Source organism: Bacillus sp. RIT 809 (genome assembly GCF_016892495.1).
GTDB classification, from domain to species: Bacteria; Bacillota; Bacilli; order Bacillales; family Bacillaceae_G; genus Bacillus_A; species Bacillus_A cereus_U.
Genome location: NZ_JAFEMR010000023.1, coordinates 1 through 16,244, shown reverse-complemented (window position 1 = coordinate 16,244; position 16,244 = coordinate 1). Strand labels below are relative to the sequence as shown.

Sequence of the window (16,244 nt, the reverse complement as noted above, 5' to 3'; positions counted from 1 at the left end):
CCCAAGGCTTAATCGCCTAGGGACGAGCGTTTGCCCGCGGTTCCACCCTAGTTGATACACAAAATGTGCATCCACTTTATCACGTATTGCTCGAGACTGCCGTTTCCTCGCAGCTTCAGGCTTTCACTATCCCTGAATCGCTTTTTATGCAAGTACTTATAAGTCCGTCATCGCTACTTATATTAATAATAATGAACATATTCTAACACGTTCTTTTTTAAATCTCAATAGAGGAACGTGCCTATCTAGGATAGAGTCTCGCCTATTTTTTCGTTATTTATTCCGTAATTTTGCTTAATATGCTTAATTGCTTCGCGTCTGCTTAGTGGAGCGAGCTCGTTAGTTTGAACGTATGCCCAAACTACATCTGGCTTTGTTTTTGCGTATTCACGAAGGACCCAGCCGATTGCTTTTTGAATGAAAAATTCTTTTGAAGAATGTAGTTGTCCGATAATCCAGAAAAGGAGTTCTTCATCCATTTTTTGTTTATATTTCAGCTGGAATAAAATAGCGGCACGCTGTAACCATATGTTTTCTGATGCAATCCATTTTGGAATATATGCAGAAATTAATTCTGGATGTTTTAAAAAGATGGCACCTAAAAATGTAGGGACGATGCTATCAACAGAGTCCCACCAAGATTTTGTGACAATAAGTTCTTCTAGAAATGGGATATGAGTTTCGTTTATATGTTTTTTATATTTTTGCATGATATCGAGTGCGGCAGCTTGAAATTCACGTTCTGGTAAGTCCCAAAGCTCACGTATGATAATTTGGAAGTCCTTTTTATCTGGGAGCGTATGTATTTGAATGACGTCTTTCAATAATTGTCTTCTCTCGGGAGTTTGAATACCGAGAAACGGGAAGTGATTTTTCATATAACGTGCCATCGGTTCTGCTTTTTCGGGATTTTGATGAGCTGTAAAATGCTCTTGTAATGCCTTTACAAATGGATGCATAGGTATGTGCTCCTCTCTTATTATCTTTCTCATATTATTATACAAAGAGTTTGGGTGAATTTTAAAACATAACTTGCAATGTAATGAAATATGTTGAGAAGAGAGAGGAGAGGATAAGATGGAAGATCAAAGCGTACTAGCAGGTTTCTTTGCTCTTAGTTTTGCGTTTATTCTTGTTATAATAATTTGGGCAATTATTTCGTATTTGTTAACGGCTTTTGCACTTTATACGATGGCGAAAAATGATGGTGCAACTGATGGTGTTCTTGCTTTTATTCCGTTTATAAATAGTAAGACATGGGGCGATTTAGCGAAAGATAAATTACCAGATTTCTTGAAAGAAGAGGCAGGGTGGAAAGTATTTGGCATATATGTCGGATGTTTTATTTTTAATTTCGTACCAATTATAAGTTTGCTAGCAACAGCCGTATCGATTGTGCTGTCTATTTATCTCATCTACGCTATTTTGGATAGATACGGAACGAATTCCATACTATTTACGATCATTCATACAATCACGTTTTCGGTTTTCTTGCCGATTCATTTGTTCATTATTCGGAATGAGCCGGTGAGGTATAAAGAGTAGGCGTATCAAAGTTGTCGAGCGGTCGATATATTTGGTTCTATAATAATTCGGATATGCTGAAAAAAGAACGAAAGCGCCCTGCTAAGCGGGGCGCTTTTTTCTACTACATAAGATAGCGTAAGTAAATGTAAATGTGAGAAATGATTAATGAAACGATCATAATTGGGAAGCCGACTTTAAGGAATTCCATGTAGCTGAATTTATGTCCTTCACGACTTGCGATTCCGGCTACGATTACGTTAGCAGAAGCCCCGATTAATGTTCCGTTTCCACCTAGGCAAGCACCTAATGCTAATGCCCACCATAGTACATCGACTTGTGCGTCAGAAGGTGATAAACCTAGCCCAACTGCCATATCGTTAATAAGCGGAATCATTGTTGCAACGAATGGAATGTTATCGATTGTTGCAGAGGCGATACCAGATACCCATAGAATAAGGATAGATGCTTGAGAAATATCTCCGCCTGTTATTCCAATTACTTTTTGAGCTAACGTTTTGATAAGACCGATATCGATAAGTCCTCCAACGAGTACGAATAGTCCCGCGAAGAAGAAGATTGTTACCCATTCTACACTTGCGAATACCTCTTCAATTTCATGTTCTTTCACACCGATTAACATAAGGACAGTAGCACCAGTTAAGGCGATGATAGCTGCATCAATATGGAAGATGGAATGAGTCATGAAACCTAAAATAGTAAGTCCAAGTACTGTTAAAGATTTTTTCATTAATACTGGATCTTTAATGTATTGTTTTTCATCTAAGCTCATTAGCTTTTTAATTTGTACAGGATCAGCAATTAATTGCTTACGGTACATGAAGTAAAGCATTGTTGCTGTAACAGCAATAATGATGATTACGATAGGTGCTAAGTTGAATAAGAAAGCATTGAAGTCTAAATGTTTATTAGCAGAACCAATCATAATATTTGGCGGATCACCAATTAATGTTGCTGTTCCTCCGATGTTTGAAAAAATAATTTCAGAAAGTAAATATGGAACAGGATTTACTTGCAAGATGCGCGTAATAGATAAAGTAACTGGAACAACAAGAAGTACGGTTGTAACGTTATCTAAAAATGCGGAGCCAAGCGCGGTAAGTAAGGAAAGTGAAATTAAAATTTTAATTGGATTTCCTTGTGCTCCTTTTGCGGCTTTAATGGCAACGTATTGGAAGACACCTGACTTACTTGTAATGTTTACCAGTATCATCATACCGATGAGTAATGTAATTGTTCCCCATTCAATATGTTTCGTAAAGGCATTGTGTAAGTCAACGACCCCGGCAATTACCATGAATGCTGCACCAAGAAGTGCGATGACAGCGCGGTTAATTTTTTCAGAAATAATAATGGCATATGTAATTAAAAAGACTGCGATAGCGAAATAATACTGCCAGTTTGCGAGTTCTTGCGTTGTTTCGTGCAAAACTCTCATCTCCTTTCATTCACTTTTCTTAGTGTGTCAAAAAATTAACTAGATGAAACACACATAACGTCATTATAAAGTAGAAAAATGGCGGATGTAAATGAAAGGGTTTATTTTGTCATATTTTCTGCATAGGTCATTTTTTCTTATTTTTAAAAATATTTGTGGGCATTTGACATATATATAAGATACATCCAATCTGAATATTTAAAATTGAATCAGCATTCGAGCTTGTTCGTGTAGGAGTGTCAAATAGAAAGGAATGACAAAGATGATAAGGAAGGGATCGTATGGATGAACAACGATTTTTGTTTTTAGACTTTGAGTTTACGATGCCCCAGCATAGAAAAAAGCCAAAAGGTTTTTTCCCAGAAATTATTGAGGTCGGACTCGTTTCAGTTGTTGGTTGTAAGGTGGAAGATACGTATTCATCGCATATTAGACCGAAAACATTTCCGTCTTTAACGGATCGATGTAAAAAATTTTTAGGAATTAAACAGGAAGTAGTGGACAAAGGAATTTCTTTTCATGAACTTGTTGAGAAACTTGCAGAATATGAAAAGAGGTGTAAACCGACAATTGTAACGTGGGGAAATATGGATATGAAAGTCTTAAAGCATAACTGCGAAATGGCGGGAGTAGAATTTCCATTCTTTGGACAGTGTCGTGATTTATCGCTTGAGTATAAGAAGTTTTTTGGAGAGAGAAATCAAACAGGGCTGTGGAAAGCAATTGAGGCGTATGGAAAAGCAGGAACAGGAAAGCATCATTGTGCGCTTGATGATGCGATGACGACATATAATATTTTTAAGTTAGTAGAAAAAGATAAAGAGTATTTAGTCAAACCAGCACCTCCAACATTAGGGGAACTTGTTGATTTTTCAAAAGTGTTAAAGAAAGTAAGTACACAGTAACGACCAAATTGCAAAACATGTAATTTGGTCGTTTTGTTTTTTAAAGTTTGTAATCTTGCTTCAATTGCTGAAGTGTTTCTAGACTACGCCCCGCAAAAGGTGAATCATCTTCAGAAAATGAATTCATTTGAGTTTCTAATGCTAATTTTAGTGACTCTGTATAATCCGGAATTTCTCCTTCATATTTCTTCACCATTTGCTCTGGAATGTTCGTCTGTTCACGAAAAGCTAAAGCACGTCTTTCGTGGAAGAATGGTACTTCAGCTTGTTTTACATTATGTAAATCCCCTTGCACTGGATGTTTTAAAACAGCTAATACTTTTACGACGTAACTGCCAGGACGGTTATTTGTAATTTCGCCGATGTATTTTCCAGTTTTATAAATACCAGTAACGATTTCACCAATTTCAAATGTTTCTCTCATATTTTTCACCTCAAGTTTATAGTAAGGAAAGTGCGCGAAGGAGTCAAAGAAATCATTCGCTTTCGGAACGCCCCCTTGAGAATATGACAGGCTTCAACTATAATTTAAGGTGATATAACAGAAAATTCTGATGTTTATTCTTACTATAAATTCCCCGATAAGGAGTGTTTCATATGATGCCTTTATATTTTCCTGAAGATAAAACGGAGTATATTATTCCAGGTATTGTTTGCGTTCTATTTATCATCGGTGCGGTTGCTACGTGGCGTATGTTTATTCGTGTATCAAAACGAGAAGCAGAGCGATTACAGAAAGTAGAAGAAAAGCTTTTAGCTGAAAAGAAACAGTAATTCATTTTTGTATGTTTCCCTCTATGCTCGGACAATCTAAGGGCAGAAAGTATTCTGGAGGGAATTGAATGAAAAGACAGCTTTTTTTCAGTTGTTGTTTATTATTTCTAATGGCGGGTTGTGACCAAGGGAAGCCGAAAGAAATTGATGTGAAATTACATAATGCTTCAGGTGATGAAGTTGGGACTGCAAAAGTAGCGCAGCAAACAAGTGGAGTGAAAATTACGATTAAAGCGGAAGGCTTTACACCAGGATCACACGGGATACATGTACATGAAATTGGAGAATGTAAAGCGCCACGTTTCGAATCATCTGGGAATCATTTTAATCCGGATAATAAAGAACATGGGCTCTTGAATCCGAAAGGTGCGGAAAATGGTGATTTACCGAACGTAGTTGCAGACGGTTCTGGAAAGATTAAAGCAGAAATCGATGCTCCGCATATAACGCTTGAAGAAGGAAAAACGACGATTCATAGAAAAGATGGAGCGTCTATTATTATTACAGAAAACGCTGATGATGGTATGACACAACCAACGGGTAAATCTGGTGGCCGAATTGCTTGCGGTGTTATTGTTAAAAAAGCGTCGGATATGAAGAAAAAATAGAATCTACCGCGAATGGTAGATTTTGTTCTAAAACCACATGATGGTAAGTGGAATTATATCGATTTACCGAAAAAAGGAGGTTGTCCCAAAATCATTTTGGGATAGCCTCCTTTTTTGTTATGAGAATGTATGGTGTAGTCTGTTTAAAATTTCTTCTAAAACAGATCTAGGACAGCCAATGTTAATTCGGATATGGGCTTCTCCACCTGTTCCATATTTCTCACCAGGCTCAATAATGATTTTACCTTTCTCTTCAAGCAATGCTGTTCGTTCATCTTGAGAAAGGTCCAAGTGGGAACAATCAATCCACAGTAAAAAACTACCTTCTGGTTTAATTACAGAAAGAGCTGGTATGTGATTTTGAATATACTCACAAGCAAATTGAGCGTTATCTTCAACGTACAATCGAATTTCATTTAGCCAATCATTACATTCTGTATAGGCACTTTGCATTGCTGTATAAGCAAATGTATTTAATCCGTGGAATCCTTGTCTATATTGGATAGACATAAAGGCATTACGGAGATTTTCATTCGGAATAATAATGATCGATGCTTGTAATCCAGCGATATTAAATGTTTTGCTCGGAGCCATACAAGTAATAGTGCGTGCTGCTAATTCTTCAGATAAAGAAGCAAACGGTGTATGAGTATGGCCTTTATAAATAATATCGGCGTGAATTTCATCCGCGACAACGGTTACATTATACTGTGTACATAACGTACCGAGTTTTGTTAGCTCCTCTTTTGTCCAAACGCGTCCGATAGGATTGTGAGGGCTGCAAAGAAGCATTAGTTTTACACCTTGTTTAAATTGAGTTTCTAGATGCTCGAAGTCTATCTTATATATGCCATTTTGTTTAAATAAGGGACTCTCACATAATTGTCTATTATTTGTTTTGACCATTTCAAAAAATGGTGGATAAATAGGAGGTTGTACGAGTACGGCTTCTCCTTCTTTCGTTATAGCTTGTATGCTCGTACTAAGAGCTGGAACGATACCTGCGCTAAATACAATCCATTCTTTTTGTATTTCCCAATTGTATTGGCTTTTCGTCCAATTACAAATGATATCCCCAATATTTTCAGGAGGAAGTGTATAGCCGAAAATAGGATGTTCTGTGCGTTTTTGTAATGCAGTTTGAATTGGTTTTGGTACTTCAAAATCCATATCTGCAATCCAAGCGTGGATGAGCTCTTCATTTTTATATGTATCCCATTTTGTACTATGTGTTCCGCGACGATTTACCGTTTTATGAAATAGTTGCATATGTTTGCTCCTTTCTTCTGTCAAACTGTTAAATTATGAAAATTCTCACTCTTCTTATAGAATAGCTGATGTGATAGGATAAAGAAAAGCATTAAAAAGTGAAAAGGCGGGAAATAGATGGGTGCATATGACAAAATGATTGAGGTTGTGAAAAATTGGGATCCGTTTCAAATGGGACCGGAGTTTTATGAAACAGAAGCGAGCGATGTCGTAAACGTCGTAAGTGTGTTTGATGATCCGAAATACATCGCAAAGAAGATTCAACATATATACTTTATGTCTTTTGAAGAAGTACCTGCACTTGAAAAATGCGAAAAATTAGCAGTAGAGTTACTCGTACTAAAAGAAGGCGGAAGTTGTTCATTATAGGCTGTCGGAATTTACGACAGCCTTTTTGTTTATTTTCATTTGTGCGGTTTGATTAAAGCTTCACTTTATCCCGTTTTAACGGGCAGTAAGACTCCCGCCTCAAAACTCGGTTGAAGCAAAGAGGTTAGGCGAGAAATAAAACAATTGCCCGTAAAAACCCGATTGATGAAGGCTAATAATCCGTGGGGATAGAACCTCCCACGGATTAAAGCTTCACTTTATTGCGCCGCAAACGCAATAATTTCTTCATAAACATGATCGGGCTTTTCTTCAGGTAGTAAGTGTCCTGTATTTTCATAAGAAATGAAAGTGGAATTAGGTAGGTCTTTATGGAGACGGTGTCCTACATGTACAGGGACGACGCGATCTTTTTCACCCCAAATGAGTAATACTGGGGTTTCGATTTTTTGTAATTCAGTTGAAGATAAGTCACCTTCACGGTCTCTTATCATTCGAGTTAAAGCAGGGAATATACGATCATCATAAAAAGGAGCAGCATAGCCTTCCATCATTTCATTGTCAATTAATGAATGGTCATGAACGACATTCATTAAATTATGAACGATGCCCCTTCGAATAATCCAGTTCTTCACGTATAAGTGGAAGAACGGTAAATAAGAGGAGTACAGTAAAGGGAAGTTTGCGCGTGCTAAATAACTAGAGCTACATAGTAAAATCGTCTTTGAAATTAATTCAGGGCGTAGTCGGTTTACAAAGAGTGAAATTTGTCCGCCCATAGAATGACCAACTAATACAATATTTGAGAGAGATAAATGTTCGATTAAATCGATAATAATAGCTGCTAAATTGTGATAAGAATATTTAAAGAGATGAGATTTATCACTTTTTCCGAATGGTGGTAAATCAAGGGCAATTACTGTACCTTCCTTTGTTAGTAAAGGAATGAGTCGTCGATAGCTAAATGAGGAAGAGAGGAAGCCGTGAACGAGTACGAAAGTAGGTCGTTCTTTTTTAGTATTATTTTCATACAATTCGTAATGAATAGTAGTCCCGCGAGTGGAAAAAGTGAAGTAAGGGCATTTGCATTCATGGTTCATTTTTTGTCACTCCATTGATTTTTGTTCATATCATCTCCCGGCAAGAAACAAAATATGTTAACAAAAAAAGGCAAGATGACATCGTCATCTTGCCTTTTGCGTATTTATAATTACCCACGCACAATATTAGGTGGTGTTTTTCCTTGTAATCCTGCCACTAAATTTTCAGCAGCTGTCATAGCCATTTGCTGCCGAGTTTTTAATGTTGCAGATCCAATGTGCGGTAAAGTTACAGCGTTTTGTAATGATAAGAGCGGATTCTCTTTTTGAATCGGCTCTTGTGTAAATGTGTCGATGCCGGCTGCAAATATTTTCTTTTCTGTTAGCGCATGAATTAATGCAGTTTCATCTACTGTTTTCCCGCGAGAAGCATTAATGAAAATTGCTGTTTCTTTCATTAGTGAAAATTCCTTTTCACCGATAAGATGATACGTTTCATCTGTTAATGGAGTAAGAAGAATAATAAAATCAGATTGCTTGATTAGAGTTTGTAAATCACAATATGTAGCATCAAATTTTTGCTCAGCTTCTTCTTTACGGCGACGGTTATAGTAAAGGACATTCATATCAAATCCGAATTTCGCTCGTTTTGCGACAGCTTCTCCAATTCGTCCCATTCCGATAATACCGATCGTACTATGATGTACATCTAGTCCGAAGTGTTCTTTTCCGATTTCAGCGTTCCATTCACCATTTTTTACATAGGAATTGAGTTCGCAAACACGGCGACCAGCAGATAACATAAGAGCGAAAACGAGATCGGCTACTGTATCATCTAACACATATGGAGTATTCGTTCCGATAACATTTTGTTTTTTCATCGCTTTTAAATCAAAGTTATCATGGCCAACAGAAATGTTACTTACTACTTTTAAATTAGGAGCAGCCTGCAATAATTCTTCATTTATAGCAGATCCGAAATTTAATAACCCATCTTTATCTTTTATTTTTTCCAATAGAACATCACGAGGTACTTTCTCGTTTTGATCCCATTTTTCAAAATCACAGTGTTCTGATAAATAGTTTTCTACAAATGTTGGAACTGGTTCGGCAATATATACTTTTGGTTTCACGGTTCCATCCCCTTTCCTCTTTACCCGGATTGGTGTGTGCTAATAATCAGCGGGTATGAACCCTACCACTGATTAAAGTTTCACTTTACCCCGCTATTTGCGGGCAGTAAGCTTTCCGCCTTGAAGAACAGCTAAGGCAAAGAATATAAGTTGGAAAGCAACTGTCCGTAAAAGCCCGATTGGTGAAGGCTAATAATCAGTGGGGATGAACCCTCCCATTGATTATTAGCCTTCACTTTATTTTGACATAATTCTCAAAAAAAATCTTCTTTTCAAACTGGAAAGAGTATTTGTATAATTTAGACACAAACTAAAAGGAAGGATGATTTATATGGTGACAGAGAAAGAATTGGAATTATTAGCTTGTCTTGAAAAGAATAGTCGTTTATCTGTAGATACATTAGCGAAGTTGTTAAATATAGAAGTAGAAGAAGCGAAAAAAATGGTTACGAAATTAGAAAGTGAAAAGATTATCGTGGACTATGTAACACATATCGATTGGACAAAAGTGAAAGAACATACTGGTTTAACGGCGATGATTGATGTGAAAGTTACACCGAAGCGTGGTGTCGGTTTTGATGCAGTAGCTGAACAAATTTATCGCTATTCAGAAGTGAAATCCGTTTATTTAATGTCTGGGACATATGACCTTTCTATTACATTAGAAGGGAAGACAATGGGAGAAGTAGCAATGTTTGTTTCTGAGAAATTAGCAACAATTGAATCTGTCGTTTCAACGACAACTCATTTTATTTTGAAGAAGTATAAACATGAGGGGATTATTTATGAAAAGACAGATGATGATAAGAGAATTGTGGTGACACCGTGAAGCAATTTGACCTATCTAGAGTAGCAGAATCTTTACAACCGTCCGGTATACGAAAGTTTTTTGATTTAGCGGCAAGTATGAAAGGTGTTATTTCACTTGGAGTGGGGGAGCCGGACTTTGTTACACCTTGGAATGTAAGGCAAGCATGTATTCGTTCTTTAGAACAAGGATATACGTCATATACAGCAAATGCAGGATTATTGGAGCTCCGTCAAGAAATAGCAAAGTATCTAAAAAAACAATTTGCAGTATCTTATGATCCGAATGATGAAATCATTGTTACAGTTGGAGCGAGTCAAGCGCTAGATGTAGCGATGCGTGCTATTGTAAACCCTGATGATGAAATACTTATTATTGAACCAAGTTTCGTTTCGTATGCACCGCTTGTTACGTTAGCGGGCGGGGTCCCAGTTCCAGTGGCGACTTCATTAGAAGATGAATTTAAAGTACAGCCAGATCAAATTGAAGCAGCTATTACAACGAAAACAAAGGCAATATTACTTTGTTCTCCCAATAACCCAACAGGCGCAATGTTAAATAAATCCGAATTAGAAAAGCTAGCTGTTATTGTTGAGAAGTATAATTTAATCGTGTTATCGGATGAAATTTATGCAGAGCTCGTATACGACGAAGCATATACGAGTTTCGCGAGTATTAAAAATATGCGTGACCATACGATTTTAATTTCAGGATTTTCAAAAGGGTTTGCGATGACGGGATGGCGTCTTGGGATGATTGCAGCCCCTGTTCAATTTTCAGAATTAATGCTCAAAATCCACCAGTATTCAATGATGTGTGCACCGACGATGTCTCAATTTGCAGCACTTGAAGCATTACGCGGGGGAAATGATGAAGTAATTCGAATGAGAGATAGCTATAAAAAACGTCGTAATTTTATGACGACATCTTTCAATGAAATGGGCTTAACATGTCATGTGCCAGGCGGGGCATTTTATGTCTTCCCTTCTATAGCTTCAACCGGACTATCTTCAGCAGAATTTGCAGAACAATTATTATTAGAAGAAAAAGTGGCTGTTGTTCCTGGAAATGTGTTTGGCGGGAGTGGTGAAGGATTTATTCGTTGTTCATATGCAACATCGCTTGAGCAACTTATGGAAGCAATGAAGAGAATGGAACGGTTCATAGAGAATAAAAAAAGGACAAAACACAATACGTTTTGTCCATAAAAAGGGGGGGAATACTAGAAAGCCATGTGTTAGTATTCTATCCTAATATTGGAGAATTATACGTATTACAGGAAATTTTTTCGTGAATTTTGAATGAGTTCTATCAAAGTGGTATAATTTACTAATATAAGGTGGGAGTATCCTCGGTGTTTTACTTAGGATACTTACTCACCAATCGGATATTTAATAATAAATACATCTGCTTTGCTATTTACAATTGTAGAGAAAATGGTAAACGTATGGGAGTGTTTCACATGTCAGAACAATATACAACGGGAGTGGTTGTAACAGGGAAAGTAACTGGAATTCAAGATTACGGTGCATTTGTAGCTTTAGATGCAGAAACACAAGGACTTGTGCATATATCTGAAATTACAAATGGATATGTAAAAGATATTCATGACTTTTTAAAGGTCGGGGATACAGTAGAAGTAAAAGTACTTTCAATTGATGAAGAACACAGAAAAATGAGTTTATCGTTAAAAGCGGCGAAAAGAAAGCAAGGACGAATTCTTATACCGAATCCATCAGAGAACGGATTTAATACACTGCGAGAAAAGCTAGCAGAATGGATTGAAGAGTCGGAGGTAATAAAGTAAAAGAGGAACGCATATGAGCGTTCCTCTTTTACTGTGACTTATGATATATATATTTGCAAATATGATTGCATGCAATCATATTCGTATGTCGGAGGCGAAAAAGACATACTGACTATTGAATTTCATGTGTTTCTGGGTGAGTACCAAGATTCTCGGATGGTTTAAATAGTAAGCCGAGATTGATAAGCCCAGAAATACCAACGATGCCGTAAATAATACGTGCAAGAGCTGAGTTCTGTCCACCGAAAATAGTCGCTACTAAGTCAAACTGGAAGAACCCGATTAGTCCCCAGTTAACAGCGCCGATTACAGTGAAGACTAATGCGATACGTTGCAAGGTACTCATGAAAAGTCCCCCCTTAATGTGAAGCGTGAGCAAGCAAGGAGTTAATAAGGAATTTTAACTCCTTTATAGAATGGTATAGTTTTGTTGTTTTTATACATGAAAAATGTACGAAAAAAGGACGTATATACATCTATACCGAAAAATGCGAATTTTTATGCGAAAAATGAACTTTTTCTAAAAAATAAATAATGGTTACGTTTACAATTGTTGAATCGCTTGATTTACAACTTTAGTTTCGCTAAAGTGAATACAGAAATACATATACATAATTGGAGGGAAAAAGATGAGTACACATGTAACGTTCGACTATTCTAAAGCGTTATCCTTCATCGGTGAAAATGAACTAACTTATTTACGTGATGCAGTAAAAGTAACACATCATGCAATCCACGAAAAAACTGGGGCTGGGAACGATTTCCTTGGGTGGGTAGAGCTTCCGCTTCAATATGATAAAGAAGAATTTGCTCGCATTCAAAAATGCGCAGAAAAAATTAAAAATGACTCTGACATTTTACTTGTTGTAGGTATTGGTGGTTCTTACCTAGGAGCACGCGCAGCAATCGAAATGTTAAACCATTCTTTCTATAACACGCTTTCTAAAGAACAACGTAAAACTCCACAAGTGCTATTTGTTGGACAAAACATTAGCTCCACTTACATGAAAGATTTGATGGACGTACTAGAAGGTAAAGACTTTTCTATTAACGTTATTTCCAAATCAGGTACAACAACAGAGCCTGCAATCGCATTCCGTATTTTCCGTAAATTATTAGAAGAAAAGTATGGAAAAGAAGAAGCTCGCAAACGTATTTATGCAACTACAGATAAAGCGCGTGGTGCATTAAAAACATTAGCTGACAATGAAGGTTACGAAACATTTGTAATTCCAGATGATGTTGGCGGTCGTTTCTCTGTATTAACACCAGTAGGATTATTACCAATCGCAGTAAGTGGCCTAAACATTGAAGAGATGATGAACGGTGCAGCTGCTGGTCATAATGACTTCGCGAAATCAGAACTTGAAGAAAACCCAGCTTACCAATACGCAGTAGTTCGTAATGCCCTATACAATAAAGGGAAAACAATTGAAATGCTTGTTAACTATGAGCCAGCACTTCACTACTTCTCTGAGTGGTGGAAACAGTTATTTGGTGAAAGTGAAGGAAAAGATCAAAAAGGTATTTTCCCATCTTCAGCAAACTTCTCAACTGACTTACACTCATTAGGTCAATACATTCAAGAAGGTCGTCGTGACCTATTCGAAACAGTTCTTAAAGTAGGTACATCTACACACGAACTAAAAATCGAATTAGACGACAACGATTTAGATGGATTAAACTACCTTGCTGGTGAAACGATAGACTTCGTAAACACAAAAGCATACGAAGGTACATTACTTGCACATAGCGATGGCGGAGTACCGAACTTAATCGTAAACATTCCAGAACTAAACGAGTACACATTCGGTTACCTTGTATACTTCTTCGAAAAAGCATGTGCGATGAGCGGCTACCTATTAGGCGTAAATCCATTTGACCAACCAGGAGTAGAAGCGTACAAGAAAAATATGTTTGCTCTACTTGGAAAACCAGGATTTGAAGAGTTAAAAGCAGAATTAGAAGAGCGTTTAAAATAATAAAAAGCGATCGGGTCTCCGATCGCTTTTTATTATTTTACTGAAAAGTACACCGGTATATTCAAACTAGAATGGGTATGCTAAAGGAAAAGTCTAGGAGGGATGGGATTGATTCCGATTCAATCAAATTTAGAAGGACGTACATATGCGTTATATAAGTTAGAAGAGGTTATGAAACCACTTGGATATAGTATTGGTGGTAATTGGGATTATGATAAAGGATGTTTTGATTATAAAATCGACGAAGAAGATGGTTATCAATTTTTACGAGTACCATTTACAGCGGTGGATGGAGAACTAGATGTGCCTCAGGTAATAGTCCGTCTTGAAACGCCGTATATTCTTTCGCACGTATATCAAGACGAACTAGATGATAATGTTAATTCTTTAACAGCTGGAACGAGTGGAGTTGATCAATTTGCTGAGCCGAAAGATCCCGATGGAGACGTGAAAAGAAAATATATCAATATTGGTAAAGTACTAGTACAAGAACTAGAAAGTCATTTTTTTAATGGTGAATAACGATGAGTATGTCGCTTTCGATGAGAATGAAAGAATGAACTGGATTGATCATATATTGTTCGTCGCGCTTTACACCTAGTAAGAGAATATTTTGTTTTAAAAGAGTATAGTTACAATTCGCAAAGGATTGTCCGGTGCAGGACGGGGAAATCTCCATCAGTTGTAATTTGTTATCAGAGATTTCATCGTAAAGGGAGAATAGTACGCCTGAAATGGAAGGGAATAAAAGAGAAGCAGTAAATACATAGCTCGTTAATTTATTTCCTTCTATAATTTCTGATACGCCAGCTCTCATTGCATTTTGGATTTGTTCAGAAGTAAGAAGTTCAGCGATGCAGTGAATGTTTGGATTAAGTCCTTTTGCAGTTAAAATATTTAAAATGGACTGTGTATCTGCTAAGCTTTCGTTCTTCTCTTTATCTGATGTTATTAATATAGTGTGAGCTGTTGTAATGTTAGCTTTTAATAAAGTTTGATCGTGATGCGGACAACCTTTTATAAATTCTAAATGATGAAATGGCTTTGGAAGTAAAGAAAGTGTTTCATCAATTAAAACGATATCAAGGTTCGGTTGTAATATGTGCATTTGTTTTACAACATGTTTTGCACGTTCATTCCAGCCAACGATAATCATATGACCATTAGAGGTAGCAGCTTCTTCTCCTTTAATTTTCATATATTGTTTATTAATCATATCGGTAGCGAATAGAACCATATAATAAGAACAAAATCCCGTTCCTAATAAAATGATGCCTATCCCGATAATTTTTCCTATTGTTGTATGGGGGGCGAAATCGCCGTATCCAACGGTGAAAATGGTAACGATTGACCACCAAATCCCGTCGAACCATGTGGTGAAGTGATCTGGCTCGAGTGTATGTATAAGAAAGCCAGAAAAAGCAGTAAGTACAATAATAAAACTAATTAAACGAAAAATAATGGAATCACGAAATGTATCTACTAAATTCGGGCGGGATTTCAAGTTTCTATTCCTCCTTACGTTTCAGGACTACATTCATTGTTACCATTATAGAAAAAAGAAAAACTCTCTAATTAAAAAGAGAGTTCGTTTCATAATTAATACATACTTTCAACTTCAGTTTGTTGAACACTTTCAAGATGTTGGAGAGCATAGTAAACATCGGCAGTATGTCTTTTTTGATCGATAGACAATTTAAGATGTAAGTAGTGAGCGCCGCTTTCTAATGTTTTAAGCTTCATATTTTTAACCTTTATATCCATTTCTTTTATTTCTTCAATTACAATGGGGATATTGTCCATATTTCGTACAACAAGTTTCACTGCGATATCACGTTGGCGAAATGATCTAGGACCGACGAATTTCATCGTTAAGGGTATAAGTTCTACACTAATCATAAGGAAACACATTCCGAAAGTAGCCTCGATATAGAAACCAGCTCCAACGGCAATGCCAATACCAGAAGCACCCCAAATCATAGCGGCGGTCGTTAATCCCGCAATACTATCGTTTCCTCTGCGTAAAATTACACCGGCACCTAAAAAACCGATTCCTGATACAATTTGAGCGGCAAGTCGAAGTGGATCCATATTCATATGATCGGTATGTGGTAAGTTGTAAGCTGCTTTAATAGAAACAATCGTCAGGAGGCAACTAATTATAGAAATAACTAAACACGTTTTTAAACCGAGTGGTTTACGTTTTAATTCGCGCTCTAAACCGATGGCGAATCCTAAAATAGCCGAGAGACCTAGTTTTATTAATAAGTCGGTGTAGTCCATGTATATTCCTCCTTGTATGATATGGTATATGAATAAAACGTTTATATAGAAAGAAACGCTTTTTGGCAGAGTGACTTTATATAGAATATATGTAGGAATTACTTAGAAATGAAAGAGATATTTCGTTTAAGTATATGATATTAAAAAAGAAATGTAGTTGGTTTGAAAAAAGTTTTCAAAAGGTGTTGCATTTCATTTTTTCACATGATATATTAATAACCGTCGCTGATGCGGAAACGCAGAAAACGACAAAAAAGAAATTAAAAAACTTAGTTGACATCGAAAAACGAAGATGTTAACATAAGGAAGTCGCAAATGAGCGACT

The 16,244-nt window shown here is 36.7% G+C and carries 19 protein-coding genes; 10 read left to right on the top strand and 9 right to left on the bottom strand.

What is annotated here, in order from left to right:
* Positions 1-245: 245 nt before the first annotated feature.
* A complete protein-coding gene (locus JTF23_RS21410) occupies positions 246-959 on the bottom strand; it encodes a DNA alkylation repair protein (protein ID WP_204209643.1) in 714 nt (237 codons plus the stop codon).
* Between the two features lie 118 nt (positions 960-1,077).
* Here JTF23_RS21410 and JTF23_RS21405 point away from each other — a divergent pair, with 118 nt between their 5' ends.
* On the top strand, positions 1,078-1,545 hold the full coding sequence (locus JTF23_RS21405; RefSeq protein WP_002160040.1) for a hypothetical protein: 468 nt from the start codon (positions 1,078-1,080) through the stop codon (positions 1,543-1,545).
* Positions 1,546-1,648: 103 nt separating this feature from the next.
* Here the strand turns inward: JTF23_RS21405 and JTF23_RS21400 are convergent, their stop codons facing one another.
* On the bottom strand, positions 1,649-2,974 hold the full coding sequence (locus JTF23_RS21400; protein ID WP_002112581.1) for an ArsB/NhaD family transporter: 1,326 nt from the start codon (positions 2,972-2,974) through the stop codon (positions 1,649-1,651).
* A gap of 290 nt (positions 2,975-3,264) precedes the next feature.
* On the opposite strand from JTF23_RS21400, the gene kapD reads away from it, so the two are divergent.
* Positions 3,265-3,888, top strand: coding sequence for a 3'-5' exonuclease KapD (kapD, locus tag JTF23_RS21395; protein WP_078181322.1), 624 nt, complete (start codon positions 3,265-3,267; stop codon positions 3,886-3,888).
* A gap of 40 nt (positions 3,889-3,928) precedes the next feature.
* Here kapD and kapB read toward each other — a convergent pair whose 3' ends face one another.
* A complete protein-coding gene (gene kapB / locus JTF23_RS21390; RefSeq protein WP_204209641.1) occupies positions 3,929-4,312 on the bottom strand; it encodes a kinase-associated lipoprotein KapB in 384 nt (127 codons plus the stop codon).
* Positions 4,313-4,485: 173 nt separating this feature from the next.
* Between kapB and JTF23_RS21385 the strand changes: the two genes are divergently transcribed.
* Together JTF23_RS21385 and JTF23_RS21380 are read left to right on the top strand one after the other, a co-directional pair.
* Positions 4,486-4,662, top strand: a complete 177-nt coding sequence (locus JTF23_RS21385; protein ID WP_000982763.1) for a hypothetical protein — start codon at positions 4,486-4,488, stop codon at positions 4,660-4,662.
* A gap of 68 nt (positions 4,663-4,730) precedes the next feature.
* Positions 4,731-5,270 (top strand): superoxide dismutase family protein, encoded by a 540-nt coding sequence (locus tag JTF23_RS21380; protein ID WP_204209639.1) that lies wholly within the window; start codon positions 4,731-4,733, stop codon positions 5,268-5,270.
* Positions 5,271-5,387: 117 nt separating this feature from the next.
* On the opposite strand, the gene JTF23_RS21375 is transcribed toward JTF23_RS21380, so the two are convergent.
* Entirely contained in the window at positions 5,388-6,539 is a 1,152-nt protein-coding gene (locus JTF23_RS21375; RefSeq protein ID WP_078178519.1) for a MalY/PatB family protein, read from the bottom strand.
* A 117-nt stretch (positions 6,540-6,656) separates the two neighbouring features.
* Here JTF23_RS21375 and JTF23_RS21370 point away from each other — a divergent pair, with 117 nt between their 5' ends.
* Positions 6,657-6,908, top strand: a complete 252-nt coding sequence (locus tag JTF23_RS21370; protein ID WP_002015854.1) for a YugE family protein — start codon at positions 6,657-6,659, stop codon at positions 6,906-6,908.
* A 218-nt stretch (positions 6,909-7,126) separates the two neighbouring features.
* On the opposite strand, the gene JTF23_RS21365 is transcribed toward JTF23_RS21370, so the two are convergent.
* Together JTF23_RS21365 and JTF23_RS21360 are read right to left on the bottom strand one after the other, a co-directional pair.
* Positions 7,127-7,966, bottom strand: coding sequence for an alpha/beta fold hydrolase (locus tag JTF23_RS21365; protein WP_078181325.1), 840 nt, complete (start codon positions 7,964-7,966; stop codon positions 7,127-7,129).
* Between the two features lie 110 nt (positions 7,967-8,076).
* Positions 8,077-9,069 (bottom strand): 2-hydroxyacid dehydrogenase, encoded by a 993-nt coding sequence (locus JTF23_RS21360; protein WP_204209668.1) that lies wholly within the window; start codon positions 9,067-9,069, stop codon positions 8,077-8,079.
* 301 nt (positions 9,070-9,370) lie between these two features.
* On the opposite strand from JTF23_RS21360, the gene JTF23_RS21355 reads away from it, so the two are divergent.
* From JTF23_RS21355 to yugI, 3 genes are all read left to right on the top strand, one after another.
* Positions 9,371-9,868 carry an Lrp/AsnC family transcriptional regulator gene (locus tag JTF23_RS21355; RefSeq protein WP_016106498.1) on the top strand — a complete coding sequence of 166 codons (498 nt, stop codon included), beginning with the start codon at positions 9,371-9,373 and terminating at the stop codon, positions 9,866-9,868.
* On the top strand, positions 9,865-11,055 hold the full coding sequence (locus JTF23_RS21350) for an aminotransferase (protein ID WP_002129685.1): 1,191 nt from the start codon (positions 9,865-9,867) through the stop codon (positions 11,053-11,055). The genes JTF23_RS21355 and JTF23_RS21350 overlap by 4 nt, the downstream gene beginning before the upstream one ends.
* 254 nt (positions 11,056-11,309) lie before the next feature.
* Positions 11,310-11,654 carry a S1 domain-containing post-transcriptional regulator GSP13 gene (gene yugI / locus JTF23_RS21345; RefSeq protein ID WP_002015848.1) on the top strand — a complete coding sequence of 115 codons (345 nt, stop codon included), beginning with the start codon at positions 11,310-11,312 and terminating at the stop codon, positions 11,652-11,654.
* Positions 11,655-11,766: 112 nt separating this feature from the next.
* Here yugI and JTF23_RS21340 read toward each other — a convergent pair whose 3' ends face one another.
* Positions 11,767-12,000 (bottom strand): DUF378 domain-containing protein, encoded by a 234-nt coding sequence (locus JTF23_RS21340; RefSeq protein ID WP_204209637.1) that lies wholly within the window; start codon positions 11,998-12,000, stop codon positions 11,767-11,769.
* Between the two features lie 283 nt (positions 12,001-12,283).
* Between JTF23_RS21340 and JTF23_RS21335 the strand changes: the two genes are divergently transcribed.
* Positions 12,284-13,636, top strand: coding sequence for a glucose-6-phosphate isomerase (locus tag JTF23_RS21335; protein WP_002112570.1), 1,353 nt, complete (start codon positions 12,284-12,286; stop codon positions 13,634-13,636).
* Between the two features lie 108 nt (positions 13,637-13,744).
* Complete coding sequence (locus JTF23_RS21330; protein WP_002160047.1) at positions 13,745-14,158, top strand: YugN-like family protein; 414 nt, start codon at positions 13,745-13,747, stop codon at positions 14,156-14,158.
* Here the strand turns inward: JTF23_RS21330 and JTF23_RS21325 are convergent.
* Together JTF23_RS21325 and JTF23_RS21320 are read right to left on the bottom strand one after the other, a co-directional pair.
* Complete coding sequence (locus JTF23_RS21325) at positions 14,145-15,140, bottom strand: ion channel (RefSeq protein WP_204209636.1); 996 nt, start codon at positions 15,138-15,140, stop codon at positions 14,145-14,147. The two genes, JTF23_RS21330 and JTF23_RS21325, sit on opposite strands and share 14 nt — an antisense overlap.
* Positions 15,141-15,235: 95 nt before the next feature.
* A complete protein-coding gene (locus tag JTF23_RS21320; RefSeq protein ID WP_002160049.1) occupies positions 15,236-15,919 on the bottom strand; it encodes an MgtC/SapB family protein in 684 nt (227 codons plus the stop codon).
* Between the last annotated feature and the right edge of the window lie 325 nt (positions 15,920-16,244).